The following is a 19,740-nucleotide window of genomic DNA, read 5'->3' as shown; positions in this document are numbered from 1 at the left end:
CGCAGCACACCGGCATCACGGCCCTCCGACTACAGGAGTGCCAACACCGTGAGAACAAGGAACGAACCCTGCCTTCCCACCGTTTCGGCTCTGCTGCCGCGCGCCCAGGCCGGTGACCGCCGGGCCATGAACGACCTTCTCCTGCACATCGCGCCCTTCGTCCGCCGGCTGTGCTTTTCGATCTCCCGGCGGCACGGTTCCGACGCCGCGCAGGAGGCGATGCTAGCCATATACCGCGGCGTCGCGGGGCTGCGCGAGCCGTCCGCGTTCTACGGTTGGGTACGGGCCGTCACGGTGCGGGAGGCGGTGCGCACATCCAAGCGGCTGGGCCAGGGCCCGGCTGGTGAGCTGCCCGAACTCGCCCAGGACGGCAACCCGTTGGCGGTCGTGCACATCTCCGATGTGATGGACCGGCTGCCCAACCAGCACCGCCAGATCCTCACCCTGCGCGCCGTCTACGGCCTGAACGAACAGGAGATGGCGGACACGCTCTCGGTGCCGGTCGGCACCGTCCGGTCCCGGCTGTACCGCGCCCGCCGGCATTTCCAGGACGCCTGGCACCAGCGGTCCGCCTGACCGTCCGGTCTTACACGGACGATACGAGATGTTATCTACAGTTTTCACTAGGGCAGCAGACACCATACTCATGATCATTAGGCGAGAAGGAGAGTCGCTCCATGGCACGGCCCCGGCATCCCCTGACCCTGCTGCGCGCCATGACCGGTGACACCCAGCTCTCCTACGCGGAACTGGTGGCCGACACCCACGAGGCCATGGGATTCGGGAAACTGCAAAGGCGCCGGGAGAAGGTGTCCCGCTGGGAAACGCAGGGCATTCCGCCCGACCGCAGCACCCAGCTCGCCATCGCCCATATCCACCACGTTCCCGAGGAAGAGGTGCAGCGCCTGGGATGGCCCCACTGGCTGCGTCTCGGCAAACCCGCCGCGCCGCGCGCCACGCGCGCGGGTTTACGTGAGGAAAACGGCGGAGGGGCGGGCGGCGCGAGCGGCAACGCGAAACGGTCGGGCGGTTATCCGGGCCGGTCCGCTATGGCCGTCTCCGGAACGGCGCTCGATTCCTTCGTACGGGAAACGCTGGCGATGGTCTCCACACCCACGGCGCCGGGCAGTATACGTGCCCACAGGGTCACTCCGGAAACCGCTGCCCTGTTAGAGAGGCGCACGGCCTCGCTCAACACATTGGTTTCGGCCATCAATCCCGTCACCCTGTACCGGGTGGCCCGCGCCGAATTCGATTTAACCCGAACATTGCTGACGGACAGCGGATACGAGCCCGCGACCGGATCACGCATCCTCCTCGTGGTCGCCCGCCTCGGACACCTGTGCGGGCTCGTCGGTAAGGCCACCGGAGACGACGCGCGGGCCGAGCGCTACTACCTCGCCGCCGTCCGCGCCGCCGCCCGCGCGGGTGACCGCCTGACGACAGCCGTCTGTCTGGCGGACTTGGCCTGGTGCCATATCGAAGCGGGCGACCCCGCCGATGTGCTCTCCCTCGTCAGGGCCGCACGCTCACTCACCCCCGAGCCCCCGCCTTCGGTCACCGTCGTCCTGCACAGCAGAGAAGCCCGTGCCCACGCCCGGCGCGGTGAGCTCATCTCCAGCGCCCGGGCCCTGGACCGCACCACCGGCCTCCTGGCCCGAAGCACGCAAGGCGGCTCCGGCGCCGCGGACCCCTACCGGAACGTCGGGGACGCATGGCTGTCCATAGCCACCGCCCGTGCCTGGCTCGACGCGGGCCAGCCCAAACGGGCCCTGGAGCACTTCACCCCTTTACTGCCGGGCGCGCGGTGGACGCCGCCACGGGACGGCGGCGACCCGGAGCAGCCGCCGCTGCTGGTCGCCCGCGATCTGCTGGCCGTGGCCGACGCGCAGTTGGCGCTCCGGGATGTCGACGCGGCCGTGGACAGCGCCCGCCGGGCCGTGTCCCAGTTCGACCGGGTCCCCGCCGGCATCCTCGGCCGCTGCCGCGGCGCCTTCACCTCCCACACGGGCACCCCGGCGGTACGGGATCTCCTCGACTTCCTCGCGGAGACCCCGGCGGCCTGAATCGTCGACGGACCGCATGTCCGGTCGCCTCCGTGCCTCACTCGATTCTTCTTCCGCAACTCCCCTTGCTGTGACACAGTGTGACGGTGAAGCGCCACACTGTGGGCGACGGGGGACGCACAGGGGGAGTAGTGATGCCGCATGGCCGGGATGAAGCTCTATTCGCTGGACTCCGGTGATCCCAGGCAGCTCGGCCCTTACCGGCTGCTGCGACGCATCGCCACCGGCGGCATGGGCCGGATCTATCTCGCGCGGCGGGAGGCACCGGGGAGTCCCGCGAGCGCTGCCGGGCCCACCGGGACGGTGGTGGACCCCGGGATCGTCGCGGTCAAGACGCTGCTTGCCCAAGGCTTTGTGAGCAGGCCGGACCGGGCTCGGTTCGCCCGCGAGGTGGAGTTGGCGGGGCGGGTCGACAGTGAGTACACCGCCACGGTGCTCGAAGCCGACGCGAAAGCCGAGCGGCCGTGGCTCGCCATCGAGTTCATTCCCGCGCCCAGTCTGGCCGACCTCGTCGACGCCGCCGGGACGTTGCCTGCGGACGGGGTGCGGTGGGTCGCGGCCGGGGCCGCGCGGGCGCTGGTCGAGCTGCATGCCCTGGGGGTTGTGCACCGGGACATCAAACCCCTGAACATCCTGCTGCCCCACGAGGGCCCCCGCCTCATCGACTTCGGCATCTCGCACGCCCACGATCACACCAGTTCGACGACGACCATCGGCACCTTCGCGTTCACCTCGCCGGAGCAGGCGAGCGGCAGGAAGTCCACCGCCGCCTCCGATATGTACTCGCTGGGCGCCACGCTCTTCTTCCTCGCGGTCGGCCGCCCGCCGTACGAGCAGACCGACCACTCCATCGGGGTCCTCGCCCTCGTCCAGCGCGGCGAGACCGACACGAGCGGGCTCCCGCCGGAGCTGGCGCCGCTGATCCTGCCGCTCCTTGAACCCGACCCCGAGCGGCGGCCCGCCCCGTCCAAGGTACTGCGGGACTGCCTCGACCGCCTTGACGGCCTCGACCGCTTCGACAGGCTCGACCGGGAGAGGGCGGACCGCGACGCGGGGCGGTGGCTGCCCGAGCGGTGGACGGAGCTCATCGGCGCGTACGCGGATCAGGGGCGACAACTCGTCGACGGCTCACTGGACTTGGCCGCCGCCGAGGCGTTGACGGAGGTGCGGTCCGAGGCTGGCGAGGAGGGCGCGGACGAGGCGCTCAGTGAGATGCGCGAGCAGCTGGAGGCCCTGCGGTCGCAGCGGGACGCCCTGGTGCGAGCGCAGGCCGAGGAGCGGGCGGAGGCCGAGGCGAGGGATCGGGCGCGCGAAGAGGAAGAGGAGCTCAAGCGCCGGGAACGGGCGAGGAAGGAGGAGGCGGAGCGGAGGGAGCGGGAGCGGAAGGAACAGGCCCGGCTGGAACGGGAGCGCAAGGAAGCCGAACGCAAGGAGAAGGCGCGGAAGGAAGCGGAGCTCAAGGAGAAGCAGCGCAAGGAACGCGAGCGCCTGGCGCGGGAGAAGACCGCGACCGCCGGCAAGAGCGCCGGTACGACCTCCGCCCCCACGTCGACGGCGTCCGGCGCGGCCAAGAAGCCTCCCGCGAAGAAGTCGGACCCCATGGAGAGCTGGGGCGGCCTCCTCGTGGGGGCGCTCGTCATCGGGCTCCTGATCTGGCAGCCGTGGAACAAGAAGGACGACAACAAACCGTCCACCAGCCCTACCCCGAGCTTCAGCCAGCCCTTGTCCAGCAGCGACGGCGGCACCGGTGGGCTCGATGACGACGAAAGCCTCGGCGCCGGTGACAGCGACACTTCCTCAGGCTCGTCCAGCTCCTCCGGCGGTGGCTCCGAGCCCGACCCGGAAACCAGCTCACCCGAGCCCGATCCCACCGAAGAGGCGTTCAAGGCGGTCTCGCACGGAGAGTGCCTGGACGTCGTCGACACCGGGTACGGCGGCCAGTCCACGTACGACTGGAGCGAGGAGGAGCCGAACACCACTTCGTGCAGCATCGCGCGCGTGAGGGTCACCAGCACGACCGGGGATTGCACGAAGCGCAACGACCAGACGTCGTGGTCCTACTACTCCACCAGCAGCGGTGAGCGCACCGAGCTCTGCCTCACCGGCGAGTACCACGTGGGAGACTGCGTGCTCGCCAACCGCCAGGGCGACACCGCCTCCGTGGCGCTGCTGTCGTCCGTGAACTGCACGGACCGGAAGGTTCCCAGCGGGTACAACGACATCTTCGTCATCACGGCCATCTACTCCGGCTCTTCCAACTGTTCCGCCGGACAGTACGACTCGAACACGTACTGGTCCTGGAAGGTGGGCGGCGGCTCGACGCTGCTGTGCATGAGGGCGTACGACTGACCCGGCCCTGAACCGTCGCCGCCCACACCGACTTGCACTCAACCGCGGTTGAGCGGAGAGCTTGGCTGCGATGCAGTCGAGCGGAGGTCGGAGAGAAAACATGGGTGAGGGCGTCATGACCGGGCAGGAACGGCGAGTGCTCGCACTCGCGTGCGCGGGGACATTCGTGGTGATCATGGACGCCACCATCGTGTCCGTCGCGCTGCCGGACATCCGGTCCGGGCTGGGCTTCTCGGCGGCCCTGCTGCCGTGGGTGGTCAACGCGTTCACACTCGCGTTCGCCGGATTCCTGCTGCTGGGCGGCCGGCTGTCCGATGTCTTCGGCCAGCGGCGGGTCTTTGTGGCGGGGATGGGACTGTTCACGGTGGCGCGCCTGGTGTGCGGCTTCGTCGGCTCGCCCGAACTGCTGCTGGCGGCACGGGCGGTGCAGGGCTTCGGCGGTGCGTTGCTGGTCCCGGTGACGCTGTCGCTGCTGATCACCACGTTCACCGTGCCGAAACGCCGCACCCGCGCGCTGGGCCTGTGGAGCGCGGTCGGCGCGGCCGGTGCGACGGCCGGGCCGGTGATCGGCGGTCTGCTGACCCAGTGGGCGGGCTGGCGCTGGGTGTTCTTCATCAGCGTGCCGATCGGGGTGGTGACGGTCGCCGCCGCCCTGTCCGTCCTGCCGCCGCGCGAACGACCGGCCGTACGGGCCCGGTTGGACCTGGCGGGTGCGGGGATGTCCACGGCCGGGCTCGTCGGCGTCGTGTACGCGGTGATGCGCTCATCCGCCGTCGGCTGGACCAGCCCGGAGGTGCTCGGATCGCTGGGCGGCGGGCTCGTGCTGCTCGCGGTGTTCGTGGTGCACCAGGGGAGGTGGGCGCGTGCGCCGCTGGTGGCGCTCAGTGTGCTGCGGCTGCGTACGGTCAGCAGCGGCAATGTGGTGATGCTGCTGCTCGGCCTGGGTTTCTTCGCCAGCCCGGTCCTGCTGTCGCTGTACCTCCAGGACGTGCACGGCTATGCGCCACTGCGCGCCGGGCTGGGATATCTGCCGGTGGGGCTGGCGATGTTCGTCGGCGCGCAGGTGGCGGGGCCGCTGACGGTGCGGCTGGGCGCCCGCCGGGCGGCGGTGCTGTGCTGTCTGGTGGGCGCGCTGGGCTGCTTCGCGATGACGGCGCTGATCGGTGCGGACAGCTCGTATGCGGTGTCGGTGGTGGTGCCGGGGGCGGTGTTCGGGTTCGGTACGGCGGCGGCGTTCACCCCGATCACGGTCGCCGCGACGGGCGGGGTGCCCCCGGAGCAGGGCGGGCTGGCCGCCGGGCTGCTCAACACGGTGCGGCAGACGAGCGGCGCGATCGGCCTGGCCGTCCTCACGACGCTGTCGGCCGCCGCGGCCCGGTCGTGGGCCGAGGACCATCCGCACTCCGGGGGCAGCCAGGCGCCGCATGCGCTGGCCCATGGATACACCGTTGCGTTCGCGGTCTCGTCCGCGTGGATCGCGGCCGCGGCACTGGTGGCGGCGCTGACGATGCCACGGCCGCCCTCGGGGTCGACTCCGGCTCCTCCGGCGGCGCCCCCGTCGTCCAGGGGCGCGGGCGCCACCGGCCAGGACACGGACGCGGCCGCCGCGGCCGAACGAGCCTGAGCCTCAAGGCTGCCGCGCCCGCGCCACCGGGGCGCGGCGGCCCGGGATGTCCACCTGCCCGCGGAACTCCGGGCACCGCTCCAGGTCGGTGCCACCGCGGCGGCAGGTGAGCAGATGGCTGAGGTAGTCGCGGGCGCCGTCGAGCCTCGCCTGCTGCTCCTCCACAGCGGCGATGCGCGCGGCGACGGTGTCCCGCCACTCCGGGCCGTCGGCGGCCAGCACCGTCGCGATCTCCTCGATGCTCATCTGACCCGTCTCACGCCAGAGTTGGATGAGCGCTATCCGGTACAGCTGGTCGCGGATCGGGGTCAGAGCCTCCATAGGTGCCATTCGACCTCAGCTTGCGACCGGAAAGCAAGGTAAGCCTAAGCTAAATTTCGAGCCGGTGTGCCGCACGGTGGCCGCGTTGCTCGACGCGGTCAGCCGAGACGGAGTTCTTACGCAGGCGCGGCAAGCTTCGTGCACATGAATGGTTCGTCGATCCAGTAGGTGTCGTGCTGCTCGTCGTAGACGATCGGGTACCGCGTATTCGGGTCGCAGAGTTTCTCGATCTGGGCTCGATCAGCCGAACTGATGGTGAACCAGTACTTGTTGGTGTCCCGGGCAATCCGCTGGCATCGGTAGAAGAACCCCTTCACACCAGGACCGAACACATCGCTGCGGAAATCGGCGGCCAGTTTCTTGTTGAGGTTGATGTTCTCGCAGTCTGCCTTCATGCCCTCGACGTTGGTGGTCTCCGCCGCCTCGGTCGTATATCCCTTGGCGGTGTGGGTTCCCCACACCGTCCAGGTCCGCTTCGGCAGGGCGATCTGTTCGGCGACCTCGGCGAGGAACGGGCTGCGAGGTGCGGGTTTCTCGGCCGGTGTCGTGGCGCCCACCTGCGCGGAGCCTCCAGCCACGGTGAGGCCCAGCGCCGCGAGCAGAAGAAGGGAGGTCCGGATTCGGTTTCGGGTCGTGGACGAAGAAGACATGGTGCGCTCCATTCCGGTCCGGTCCAGCGGACCGACTGGCGTCTGACGGCCGGATCGCACGCTAACGGCTCGGACGAGTGATCCACGGGATCGACAGGGCCGTCCGAAGCTCTTCGCCACCACGATCGACCGGACAGACGTTGTTCAGCCGAAGGTCGCGCGCATCCAGTCCCGTATCAGGGCCGCGGTGTGCGGGGCGTGCTCCTCCAGCATGGTGAAGTGGTTGCCGCGGGTGGTGACGGCAGTGTGGTCGAACGGCCAGATGGGTTCCCAGTCCGTCGGCCAGCCCTCCAGTGGCATCCCCGCGCGCACGAACAGCTCAGGGACCGGCAGATCAGTGGGTGTCCAGTCGAATTGCCCGTAGTGCGTCATGGCGGTAATCCAGCCGTCGTCACCGGGCGTCGCGTACTCCGTGTCGCCCAGCCGTTGCTGCACTTCCCCGGTCAGAGCGGGCATCAGCTGCTTCAGCCGTCCGTACTGGCTGGGGGCATAGCTGTCCAGCAGGACAACACCGGCCGGTGGGGTGCCCTGCTCGCCGAGGTGCCGGGCGAGCGCATGAGCGACCAGGCCGCCGGAGGAGGAGCCGGCGAGGACGAAGGGCTGGTTCCCGAGTGCCGCGCGCAGACCGGCTGCATGCGTCTGAAGCAGCACATCCCGCGTGGTGGGGAGGGCCTCGTGCTGACGGAAACCCGGCTGTCGGAGTGCCCAGACGTCCCGTTCGCCCTGGAACGGCTTCGCCAGGCGTGCGTAGTGCACCGGATCGGACATGGCCACGACCGCGGTGACGCACACCAGGGCCGGTCCTTGCGGGCCACGGGCCAGCCGGACCGGCTGGGGGATCTGCGGCAGCTCATCCAGTGAGCTGAAGGAGGCGCGTTCCTTCTCCCACTCGTTGACCCTCGCCTCGACGACGAGTTGGCGGACGGTCCGGGTGCCCTCCTGCGGGGCCGCTTCGTCCTCGCCCCGGGACAGCAGCTCCCCCAGATGCCGACGCAGCAACAACGGTGTCGGATGGTCGAAGATGACGGTCGGCCGCAGCCGTAGGCCGAGTGCTTCGGCGAGATGGTTGCGGATACGGACCGCGGCCAGTGAATCCACCCCCATCTCCAGGAACCCGGCGTGCGGGCTGAGCTCGCCCGTCCCGTCGTGCCCGAGGGTCACCGCGGTCTTCTCGAGGATCAGCTCGAGCAGTGCCCGTTCGCGCTCCGGCTCGCCCAGGAGGTCGAGCCGCTGACGCGGATTCCCCTTCGGGGCCTGCGGCCGGTCAGCCAGCTCCCGCAGCAGGGGCCTGCTCTGTCCGTGCAGGTCGAGCCGGGTGGGCACCAGGACCGGGTCGGGGAGCGCGACCGCGGCGTCGAACAGCGCCAGCGCCTCCTGCGTGGACAGCGATTCGGTCGTCGAGTCGAGATGGCGGGTCATGTCACTGCGTTCCGCCCACTGGCCCCAGGCGAGCGAGAGCGCGGGAAGTCCTCGCGCGCGCCGGTGCTGGGCCAGCGCGTCGAGCACGGCGTTCGCGGCAGCGTAGTTCGACTGGCCCGCGCTGCCCGCGGTGGCGGCAGCCGAGGAGAACAGCACGAACGACTTCAGCGGCAGGTCCTGCGTCAGCTCGTGCAGGACGAGCGCGGCCTCCGCCTTCGGTCGCAGGACGGCATCGAGGCGGTCCTCGGTCATGGCCATCACCACGCCGTCGTCAAGCACCCCGGCCGCGTGGACGACGATCGTCGGCTGGTGTGCGTCGAGCAGCGCGGCTGCGTCTGCCCGGTCCGCGACATCACAGGCGGCCACCGTGACGGTGGCTCCCAGCGCAGTGAGTTCGTCCCGCAGCCGGGGGGCATGGCCCCGGCGGCCGGCCAGGATCAGCCGTCGCACCCCGTGCGCGGTGACCAGGTGACGGGCCAGCAGCCCCCCGAGCGTGCCGGTGCCACCGGTGATCAGCACGGTGTCCTCGGCCCCGGCGAACGTCGCCGATCCCCGCGGGAAGGCCCGCAGCAGGCGGCGCGCCAGCACCCGTCCGCCCCGCAAGGCGAGCTCCGGTTCATCCGCTGCCAGGGCTGCGTTGATGGTCAGCGGAGTGATCTCGTCGGCGTCCAGGAGGACGAACCGGCCGGGTTCCTCGGTCTGCGCGGACCGGACCAAGCCGATGACGGCCGCGCCGGCCAGGTCGTTGACCTCATCGCCGGTCCTGGCCGCCACCGCGCCCGAGGTGAGGAACACCAGTCTGGACCCGGCGAACTGCGGACTCGTGCTCCACCGCTGGACCAGCCGCAGTGCGCGGTGCGCGGATTCCCGCACCGAACCGCTGGAGCCGGCGACAAGGACCGCGCCCGGGGCGGGCAGTCCCGCACGGACCGCATCCTCCAGTGCCGCCAGATCCGGAAGAACGGGGAAGTGGTCCGTCTCCAGACCCACGGCCGCGATGGTGTGCGGTACGACACTGCTCGCCGGCCGTACCTCCCGCCACTTGTCCCGGAAGAGCGCGTCCGGTGGAACATCGCTGTGTGCGGCAGCCGGTCGCAGCACCAGCGAGTCCACCGACAACATCGGCGTGCCCTGGCCGTCGGTCACGGTCAGTCGTACACCGTCGTGCACGGTGCCGCGCAGCCGTACGCGCAGCGTTGCCGACTGGGCCGTGTGCGCGGTCACCCCTGTCCATGCGAACGGGAGCACAGGTCCTTCGGGTCCTTGGGTCCCCGAGGTCTCGCCACCGAGGCCGATGGCGTGCAGAGCGGAATCCAGCAGCGCCGGATGGACCACGTAGCCGCGCGGGTCCACCGGGCAGCGCACGTCGGCGAAGATCTCGTCGCCGCGCCGCCACACGGTCCGCAGACCCTGGAACGTGGGGCCGTAACCCAGCCCGCGGCCGACCAGCGCGGAGTAGAGGCCGGTGTGCGGGACCGCCTCGGCGCCGACGGGTGGCCACTCCTCGAGCGTCTCGGGCTCGGTGTGCTCGGGGCCGAGCACGCCTTCACCATGACGGATCCAGCCCGCACCCTCCACCTGTGCATGGAGGATCAGTCTGCGCCGCATGGCGTCGTCCGGTGCGCCGACGCGTAGCTGCACGGTCGCGGCACCGTCGTCCGGCAGCACCAGCGGCCGTTCCAGAGTGAGTTCCTCCACCGTGGGGCAGCTCGCCGCGGCGCCGGCGTGCAGCGCGAACTCCAGCCAGGCGGTTCCGGGGAGGATCACCTCGCCCAGCACCCGGTGATCGGCCAGCCATGGATGCGACGCCGTCGACAGGCGTCCGGTCAGCACCAGTTCGCCGCTGTCCGCCAGCTCCACCGCCGTATCCAGGACAGGATGGCTGCCGTGTCTGGGCTCACCCGGTGTCGGCCAGAACCGCTTGCGTTCGAACGGATAGGTCGGCAGCTCGGTGAATCCGGGCGCGTCCGGTCCTGCCCAGGCCGTCCAGTGCGGGTGCAGACCACGCACATACAGTTCGGCGAGCGAGGCGAGGAGCGCTTCGCGCCCGTTCTCCGCGCGGCGCAGCGATCCGACGACCACGGCCTTGTCGCCGACGGTCTCGAGCAACGCCGGGACGAGCACGGGATGCGGGCCGACCTCCACGAAGAACGAGTGTTCCGGCACCGGGAGCCCGGCGACGGCCTCGTCGAACCTCACCGGCATGCGCAGGTTCCGGTACCAGTACCCGGCGTCCAACTCGGTCCCGGCGAGCACGGTGCCGGTGACCGCGGAATGGAAGGGGATGCCGGTGGGCTTCGGTGACACCGGCGCCAACTCGGCGAGGATGCGGTCGCGGACGCTCTCCACCTGAGGCGAATGGGAGGCGTAGTCCACGGCCAGCTTCCGTACCCGGACACCTGACTCGGCCAAGTCCGCCAGCAGGACGTCGAGCGCGTCGGTATCTCCGGCGATCACCGCTGACCCGGGTCCGTTGACCGTCGCGATCGACAGCCGCTCGCCCAGTCGGGGCCGCAGGTCATCCGCGGACATGCCCACCGAAGCCATGCCGCCACGGCCGGACAGCGCCGTCAGCGCCTTCGCGCGCCGGGCGGCCACCAACACCGCGTCGTCGAGGGAGAGCGCACCGGCGACATGGGCGGCGGCGATCTCCCCCTGGCTGTGCCCCACGACGGCATCCGGCTCGATGCCGCAGGATTGCCAGAGGCGGGCGAGCGAGACCATGACCGCGAACAACACCGGCTGCACCACGTCCACGCGCTCCAGCGAGGGTGCGTCCGGCTGCTGTCGCAGCACCGCGAGCAGGTCCCAGTCGATATGTGGCGCCAGCGCCTGCGCGCAGCGGTGGATGGACTCGCCGAACACCGGCGACTCCGCCAGCAGGTCGCCGGCCATTCCCGCCCACTGACCACCTTGGCCGGGGAAGACGAACACCACCTTGCCCGAGAGGTCGGCCGTACCCGTGACCAGGCCCGGTACGGCGCTGCCCCGGCTCAATGCGTTCAGCGCGGGCCGGGGATCCGCGTCGAGCACGGCGGCACGATGGTCGAAGGTACTGCGGGAGGTGACCAGCGCGTGCGCGACAGGTGCCGTATCGCTGCCGTCGGCAAACGGCAGAAGCTGTGCCGCCCTGGCCCGCAGCGCGGAATCGGTCCGTGCCGAGAGCACCCACGGCAGCGGCTGTGCCGCGCCGGCCGTCGGGGCTTCGACGGGTGGCGCCTCCTCCAGGATCACATGGGCGTTGGTGCCACTGATACCGAACGAGGACACCCCCGCACGCCGGGGCCGGTCCGCGCTCGCCCGCCAGTGGCGGCTTTCGGTGAGCAGCTCCACCGCGCCCGCGCTCCAGTCCACATGCGATGACGGGCTGTCCACGTGCAGCGTCCTCGGGAGGGTCCGGTACCTCAGCGCCAGCACCGTCTTCAGCACCCCGGCGATACCGGCCGCTGCCTGCGTGTGCCCGATGTTCGACTTCACCGACCCGAGCGCCAGTGGGGTGCTCCGGTCGCGGCCGTACACCGTCTGCACCGCGGACGCCTCGATCGGGTCGCCGAGCCGGGTACCGGTGCCGTGTGCCTCGACGGCGTCCACGTCCTGGGCGCGCAGCTGTGCGTCGGCCAGCGCGTCGCGGATGACCCGCTGCTGCGCGAGCCCGTTCGGTGCGGTCAGCCCGTTGGAGGCGCCGTCGGAGTTGACGGCGGTGCCCCGAATCACGGCCAGTACCGGGTGGCCGTGGTCGAGGGCGTCCTTGAGCCGCTCGACGACCACGACCCCGGCACCTTCACCCCAGCCCAGGCCGTCCGCTGATTCGGCGAACGCCTTGCAGCGGCCGTCCGCGGCCAGCGCGCCCTGGTGTTGGAAGATGGTGAACAGGGTGGGAGTGGAGAGCACGGTCACCCCTCCGGCCAGCGCGAGATCGCATTCCCTCGCACGCAGCGACCGGACCGCCAGGTGCAGGGTCACCAGGGAGGACGAGCAGGCGGTGTCGACCGAGGCCGACGGGCCCTCCAGTCCGAACAGGTAGGAGATCCGCCCTGACAGCACGCTCGCCGCGGTGGCGGTTGCCAGGTGGTCCCGGTGCTCGTTGTGGCTGCTGATCTCGCCCAGCAGCCTGGTGTAATCCTGCTGGCTGGTCCCGGTGAACACGCCGGTGCGGGTGGAGCGCAGGGACACCGGGTCGATTCCGGCCCGCTCCACAGCCTCCCAGGACACCTCCAGCATCAGTCGCTGTTGCGGGTCCATCGACAGGGCCTCACGGGGACCGATCCCGAAGAAGCCCGCGTCGAACCAGGCCGGGTCGGAGAGGAACGACCCCGTGCCGGTGAACTCGTCCGACCAGCCGCGGTCGGTGGGAAACGGCGTGACCGTGTCGCGGCCTGCGTCGATCAGCTGCCAGAACCCGTCCGGGTCGGTCACCCCGCCGGGGAACCGGCAGCCCATGCCCACAATGGCGATCGGCTCGTGGGCGTCGGCCTCGGCTTCCCGCAGCCGTTGCCTGGTGTTCTTCAGCGCGGTGGTGAGGCGCCGCACGGTCTCGAGCATCTTGCTGTCGTCAGTCATCGAGGCCGCCCTCCGCCTCCAAAGCGAGTTCTTGCTCGGCGAGCCTGAGCACGGTGTCGAGATCCGCCGCCCCGGTCTCGGCTTCCGCCGGGAGTTCTGGTGATGCTGCGGCCGGGGCCGGGGCCGGGGCGAGTTCGGCGTCGAGCCAGTCGGCCAGCGCGCTGGGCGTGGGATGGTCGAACAACGTGCTCGCAGACACCCTCAGTCCCGTCACCGCACTCAGCTGGTTGCGCAACTCCACCACACCCAGGGAAGAGAGCCCCTGCTCATGGAAGGGCTTCCCGGGCCGCACCGAGCCGACCGTGTCGTGTCCGAGCACCTGAGCGGTGTGCCCGCACACCAGATCGCGCAGGGTACGGACACGTTCGGCCCGCGGCATTCCGGCCAGTCGTCGTACGAGCGAGGAGACATCCTCGGACGGCGCGGCGGCCATGCTCCGCCGTGCTTCGGGCAGGTCCGCGAGCAAGGGGCTGTACCGGGTAGTGGCGAACACCGAAAGGAACCGCGCCCAGTCGACGTCCGCGATGACCAGCCCGGACTCGTCCTTGGCGAAGGCCAGGGTCAGCGCGTCGATCGCCAGGTCCGGGTCGAGTACCGTCATGCCGTTGCGGTGCAGTCGTGCGGTCACGATCTGCGCGTTCGCGCCGTCCACCGCCATGCCGCCCGCCCCCCAGGGCCCCCAGGCCACCGATGTGGCCGTGAGCCCGTCGGCGCGTCGTTGTTCGGCCAGTGCGTCGAGATAGGTATTGGCTGCCGCGTAGTTGGCCTGGCCCGCGTTGCCGACCGCACCGGTGGCGGAGGAGAACAGTACGAACACCTCGAGCTCCCCCGCGAGTTCGTGGAGGTTCTTCGCGCCTGCGACCTTGGCCCGCAGGACCCGGGCGAGCCGCCCGTGGTCCAGGGAGCCGATCACGCCGTCGTCGAGCACACCGGCCGCGTGCGCAACCGCGGTCAGCGGGCGGTCGTCGGGGATGGTGGCGAGCAGGGCGGCCACCGCGTCGCGGTCGGCCACATCGCAGGCGGCGACGTCGACGTCGGCTCCGAGCGCGGTCAGTTCGGCGACCAGTTCGGGATCGTTCGCATGTCTGCCGGTCAGGAGCAGTCGTTCGACGCCCTCGGCGGCCAGCCGGCGGGCAAGGTGCCTGCCCAGCGCGCCGAACGCTCCGGTGATGAGTGTGGTCCCGCGGAGGGGCCAGTCGCGTCGGGGGCCGGGTCCGACGGGCGCGTGCAGCAGGCGCCGGACGAACACTCCGCTGGTGCGTACGGCGACCTGGTCCTCCTCCGAGACGAGCACACCGGCGAGTCGTTCGGCCGCCAGGGAGTCCACCGCGGGTGGAAGGTCGACCAATCCGCCCCACCGCCCCGGGTGCTCCAGCGCCGCGACTCGGCCGAGTCCCCACACCATGGCCTGCACCGGGCTGTTGAGCCGGTCGTCGTGGCCCGTGGACACCGCTCCCTGCGTCGCGCACCACAACGGCACGTCCACCCCGGCATCCCCCAGGGCCTGGATGAGCGCGGTGGTCAGCGCGAGCCCGGCGGGTACCCCGGCCGTTCCCGGATGCTCCCGCTCGTCCAGGCCCAGCAGGGACAACACCCCGTCGATCGGTTCGCCGTCCGTTACGGACGCAAGGCGCTCGGCGATCTCGGCGCGGCTCGCGCCGATACGGATGGGCAGCGTCCGGGCGCCGAGCGTATCGCCGAGCGGTTCCGGCACGGGTACGTCCTCGCAGTGGGCGATCAGCCAGGTCCGCCCCCGGGCGACCTGGTCCGCGACAGGTTGCCAGGCTGCTCGGTACCGCAGCCGGTCCATCGCGGCTTCCCGGTCGTGGCTGCGCCGCCACCGCGCCATCGCGGGCAGCAACTCACTGAACTGCCCGTCGGTGCTGGTGCCCAGCAGATCGTTCAGGTACGAGAGGTCTCCGCGCTCCACGGCCTCCCAGAACGCCGAGTCCGTCCGCTGGGAGGCTTCCCCGACCGCGTCGGGCATCAGCCAGAACCGCTTGCGCTGGAAGGCGTACGTGGGCAGGTCCACTCGTCGCGCCCCGCTCCCGGCGTACCACGCCGACCAGTTGGGCCCGTGGCCGCGGACATGCAGCGCCGCGACGGCGCCGAGCACGTCGTCGTGGCGCAGGACGGGGATCACTGCCGCGTCACCGGTTTCGGTGAGGCAGTCGGCGGCCATCTCGGTGAGCGTCGTCTCGGGTCCCAGTTCCAGGAACGTGGTGACGCCCTCGTCCTGGAGCGTCCGCATCCCGTCGGAGAACCTGACCGTGCCCCGTACGTGGCGGACCCAGTAGTCGGGGGAGCACAGCTCCCCGGTGGTGGCCAGGCGCCCTGTCAGGTCGGACACGACGGGGATCTCGGGTGGGTGGTAGCTCAGGCTCTCCGCGATCGCGCGGAACTCCTCGAGTACCGGATCCATCAACGAGGAATGGAAGGCGTGGCTGACCCGCAGGCGCTTGGTCTTGCGTCCTCGGGTACGCAACCGCTCGGCCAGCGCGACCACCGCGTCCTCGGCCCCGGAGATCACCATCGACCGGGGTCCGTTCACCGCCGCCAGGGACACGCCCGGAGGGAGCTGCGCGACGTCCTCCTCCGACGTCGCCACCGCGTACATCGCGCCTTCCTCGGGCAATGCCTGCATGAACGAGGCCCGCGCGGCGACCAGTGCGCACGCGTCCTTCAGGGACAGCACCCCGGCCAGATGGGCGGCGGTCAGGCCACCGATGGAATGCCCGAGCAGCAGGTCCGGGCGGACACCCCAGCTCTCGAACAGCCGGAACAGCGCCACCTCCAGGGCGAACAGACCGGTCTGGGCGAACTCGGTCCGGTCGAGGCGTTGCTGATCCGCTCCGAACACCGTCTCCTTCACCGGCAGCCCCAGCCCGGCGCACACCTCGTCGAACGCGGCGGCGAAGACGGGGTACGCGGTGTACAGCTTGCGTCCCATGCCCACGCGCTGGCTGCCCTGACCGGTCAGCAGGAAGGCCATACCGCCCTCGGCCACCGCGCCGACCGTGAGGTCGGGGTCGGATCTGTCCGCTGCCAGCGCGGTCAGCGACCGCCGTAGCCGATCCCGGTCACCGCCGGTGAGCACGGCCCGGTGCGCCAGCGCCGACCGCGTCGTGGCCAGCGAGAAGCCGATGTCGCGCTCGCTGAGACGGGGGTGGGCGTCCCAGTGCGCGGCCAGCCGTCCGGCCTGGGCGCGCAGAGCCGCTTGCGAGTCGCCCGAGACCGTCCACAGCGGCGGGACGGACTCCTCGGGCTCCGGCGGAGTCTCCGCCTCGGCAGGCGGCTGCTCGAGGATCATGTGGGCATTGGTCCCGCCGATCCCGAACGACGACACCCCTGCCCGCCGGAGAGGGCCGTGATCGGGCCACGGCGTCCGCTCGGTCACCAAGCGCAGCCCCCCGTCCCAATCCACGTGGGAGCTGGGCCGGTCGACGTTCAGGGTGGCAGGTACCCATCCGTGCCGCATGGCCATGGCCATCTTGATCACCCCTGCCGCGCCGGCCGCGGCCTGGGGGTGGCCCAGGTTGGACTTCACCGAGCCCACCAGCAGCGGCCGGTCCGGCGGCCGGTGCGCCCCGTAGGCCTCCAGCAGTGCGCCTGCCTCGATCGGGTCACCGAGCTTCGTGCCCGTGCCGTGCGCCTCCACGACGTCCACGTCCGACGGTCGCAGCCGGGCATCGGCGAGCGCGGAGAGCAGCAGCCGGTGCTGTGCCGCGCCATTGGGCGCGATGAGCCCGTTGCTCGCGCCGTCCGAGTTGACGGCCGACCCCCTGATCAGAGCGAGCACCGGATGGCCGTTGCGGCGCGCGTCGGAGTACCGCTCCAGGACGAACATCCCACCGCCCTCGCCCCAGACGGTGCCGTCGGCGCCTTCGGCGAACGGTTTCGCCCGTGCGTCCGGCGCGAGCCCGCCCTGGCGGCTGAACTCCACGAAGACCAGCGGTGAGGACAGCACGGTCACCGCGCCTGCCAGGGCCAGCGAACACTCGCCACGGCGCAGCGCGCCGGCGGCGAGGTGCAGCCCGACCAGCGACGAGGAGCACGCGGTGTCGATGGACACGGTGGGCCCCTGCAACCCGAAGGTGTACGAGATCCGGCCGGAGGCCACGCTGACCGCGGTCCCGACCGCCAAGTGCGGTCGCTCGGTCTCAGCGGCGTCCGTGTACCCGGGGCCGGTGCCGTACTCGGTGTGGGTCAACCCGGCGTAGACGCCGGTGTCGCTGCCACGCAGGGCGACCGGGTCGATGCCCGCCCGTTCGAACGCTTCCCAGGACAGTTCGAGCAGGAGCCGCTGCTGCGGGTCCATTTCGAGGGCCTCGTGCCCGCCGATGTTGAAGAACGCGGGATCGAACTCGGCGGCGTCGTGGAGGAATCCGCCCTTGCGCACATAGCTCGTACCCGGTCGCTGCCGCTGCGGGTCGTACAGGGCGGCCAGGTCCCAGCCGCGGTCTTCCGGCATCGATGAAATGACGTCACGCCCCGCGGCGGTCAACTGCCACAGGTCCTCCGGCGACCGCACCCCACCGGGGAAGCGGCAGCTCATCGCCACGATGGCGATCGGCTCGTCCGAACCGCTGCGGCGCGGGACGACGGCAACCGGCTGCGGTGCGCGGTTCTCCAGGTATGCGGCCAGCCGGTTCGGGGTCGGGTGGTCGAACAGCGCGGCAGTGGGGATCTTCATCCCGGTCCGCTTGCGTAATCGGTTCACCAGTGCCACGGCCGCCAGGGAGTCCAGTCCGAGTTCGAAGAACGACCGGTCGGGCCCGTAGCCGCCGTTGATCGCCGCCTCGACCTCGGTCCGGATCAACCGCGGCAGATCCGTCGGCCGGGAGACGGCACGGGCGGGCCGGACCACTTCGGTGGGCAGATGTGTGCGCGCACCGCCCCAGCCGCGGAAGACCGTGGGCCAGTCCACCGGGATGCCATGGGTGTGCAACTCGCCCAATGTGCCGATCATGGCGTGCAGATCGGATGCGCCGCCGCGCAGTGCGGTGGTGACGAGTGCGTTCTCGGCGGCGGACGCGGGCAGTGTTTCCTCGGTCAGCGCGGCGAGCACTCCGTTCGCGCTGATGTCCACGTACGTGTCCACGCCGGCCGCGTCGAGGCTGTTCACACAGTTGAGGAAGTGCCCGGTGCCGCGCACCTGCGCGCCCCAGTACTCGGGCAGACAGACCACACCGGGGTCCGATCCGAGCGATGTGTGCACCGGGATGAGCGGAATGCGCGGTGGTCGGGGCGACAGGCCACGGGCGAACTGCTCGAAGTCAGTTGCCATCGCGGCCATGTGGGGGGAGTGGAAAGCCCGGTCGACCGGCAGCTGCTTCACCTTCCGGCCACGGTCCGACCACAGCCGGGCGATGCGCAGCACGGTTTCGCGGTCCCCGGAGACGACCACGGAGTTGGGGGCGTTCACAGCGGAGATTCCGGCCAGGTGCTCGAGCCCGGCCAGCGACTCCAGCGCCTCGGCCTCGGACACACGCATCGCGATCATCGCTCCGCCGACGGGTGTCTTCTCCCGGAACAGCCTGATCCGCTCGGCCAGCAACGCGCATACGTCGGGCAGGGAGTAGACCCCGGCCACGGTGGCCGCGGCCAGTTCGCCGACCGAGTGCCCGACCACGAAGTCCGGGCGCACACCCCAGTCCTCGAACTGCCGGAACAGCGCCACCTGGAGGGCGAACAGCGCGTCCTGGGTGTACATCGCCTCGTCGACGGGCGCGACCTCGGTGCGGGGCCCGTCGCCGAGCAGCAGATCACGCACCGACCAGGTGGACACCGCGTCCAGGTGGTGGCACACCTCGTCGAGAGCGTCGGCGAACACGTCGAACAGCGGGTACAACGCGCGTCCCATGCCGGGCCGTTGCCCGCCTTCGCCGGGAAAGAGGAAAGCCACCTTGCGCCCGGTACCGGCCTTCGCCGCGCCGCCCGCGCCGGCCGCGAGTTCACCGAGCCCGTCGGTGAACTCCGCGCGGTCACCGGCGAGGACCACGGCCCGGTGCGTCAGGTGCGGCCGTGCGAGCGCCAGGGTGTGCGCGGCGTCCAGCAGGTCCGGGCCGTCAAGCCCGGTCAGGTGGACGCGGAGGCCCTCCGCCTTGCCGCGTAAGGTCTCTTCGCTGTCGGCCGACAGCAGTAACGGCAGCGTCCGGGGCACGGCACCCGTTGACGACCGCGGGCGCGCCGGTGGTTCCGACAGCACCAACGCGCAGGCCGTTCCGGCGTCGTCCGCGGAGCTGAGCACGGCCGTCAACCGGCGGTCCGGGTCGAGCGGAGCGTCGGCGATCGGAACCTGCCTCCGGCTGAGCAGCACGGGCATGTCCAGCAGAGCCGTCACCGCGTCGTCCTCGCCGCCCGGCTCGGCGCCGTCGAACAGGCCGTCCCGCGCGGCCTCGTCCGCGTGGTACCCGCGCCGCCACAGGAACTGAATGCCGTCGCGGTCCACTTCGGCTCGCGCACAAGCCTGCCGTACGACCTCCCCCCTGCCCAGTGCGCTGCCGCCGATCACGCAGTGGATCGGGTCGCCGTCGGCCATCGCGGCCGGAAGCGGTTTCAGGACGAGAAATCCGCTGCTTCCGTCGGGTGAGGCCATCCACGCGAGCGCGAGCGCGGACTCACCGGCGTGGATGCTCTGGCAGGCCACGTGCACCACTCCGGCGGGCAGGATGTCCAGGGTCAGGGCAGGCCCGAGAACACCCAGTCGGGTGGCGACGAGGCCGGCCTCCGCCGTGGCGAACACACCGGC

General features: G+C 71.0%; 8 protein-coding genes. 4 read left to right on the top strand and 4 right to left on the bottom strand.

Annotation, left to right across the window (positions count from 1 at the left end):
• The first annotated feature begins 48 nt into the window (after positions 1-48).
• The 4 genes from JK363_RS17945 (at position 49) to JK363_RS17930 (ending at position 6,039) form a co-directional block, all read left to right on the top strand.
• Positions 49-576 carry an RNA polymerase sigma factor gene (locus JK363_RS17945; protein WP_372444804.1) on the top strand — a complete coding sequence of 176 codons (528 nt, stop codon included), beginning with the start codon at positions 49-51 and terminating at the stop codon, positions 574-576.
• A gap of 101 nt (positions 577-677) precedes the next feature.
• Positions 678-2,066: an NsdA family TPR-like regulatory protein gene (locus tag JK363_RS17940; protein WP_201875915.1), complete on the top strand. Its 1,389-nt coding sequence runs from the start codon at positions 678-680 to the stop codon at positions 2,064-2,066.
• Positions 2,067-2,207: 141 nt separating this feature from the next.
• Positions 2,208-4,415 (top strand): protein kinase domain-containing protein, encoded by a 2,208-nt coding sequence (locus tag JK363_RS17935; protein ID WP_201875914.1) that lies wholly within the window; start codon positions 2,208-2,210, stop codon positions 4,413-4,415.
• Positions 4,416-4,530: 115 nt separating this feature from the next.
• Complete coding sequence (locus JK363_RS17930; protein ID WP_236075878.1) at positions 4,531-6,039, top strand: DHA2 family efflux MFS transporter permease subunit; 1,509 nt, start codon at positions 4,531-4,533, stop codon at positions 6,037-6,039.
• A gap of 3 nt (positions 6,040-6,042) precedes the next feature.
• On the opposite strand, the gene JK363_RS17925 is transcribed toward JK363_RS17930, so the two are convergent.
• The 4 genes from JK363_RS17925 to JK363_RS17910 form a co-directional block, all read right to left on the bottom strand.
• Positions 6,043-6,360, bottom strand: coding sequence for a MerR family DNA-binding protein (locus JK363_RS17925; RefSeq protein ID WP_201875912.1), 318 nt, complete (start codon positions 6,358-6,360; stop codon positions 6,043-6,045).
• 116 nt (positions 6,361-6,476) lie between these two features.
• Positions 6,477-7,022 (bottom strand): hypothetical protein, encoded by a 546-nt coding sequence (locus JK363_RS17920; protein ID WP_201875911.1) that lies wholly within the window; start codon positions 7,020-7,022, stop codon positions 6,477-6,479.
• Between the two features lie 132 nt (positions 7,023-7,154).
• Complete coding sequence (locus JK363_RS17915; RefSeq protein ID WP_201875910.1) at positions 7,155-12,989, bottom strand: type I polyketide synthase; 5,835 nt, start codon at positions 12,987-12,989, stop codon at positions 7,155-7,157.
• Complete coding sequence (locus JK363_RS17910; protein WP_201875909.1) at positions 12,982-19,734, bottom strand: type I polyketide synthase; 6,753 nt, start codon at positions 19,732-19,734, stop codon at positions 12,982-12,984. The genes JK363_RS17915 and JK363_RS17910 overlap by 8 nt, the downstream gene beginning before the upstream one ends.
• Positions 19,735-19,740: the final 6 nt, after the last annotated feature.

Origin of the sequence: Streptomyces coffeae, assembly GCF_016741875.1 — a bacterium.
Taxonomy (GTDB): domain Bacteria; phylum Actinomycetota; class Actinomycetes; order Streptomycetales; family Streptomycetaceae; genus Streptomyces; species Streptomyces coffeae.
This window is presented reverse-complemented; position numbering and strand designations above follow the sequence as displayed.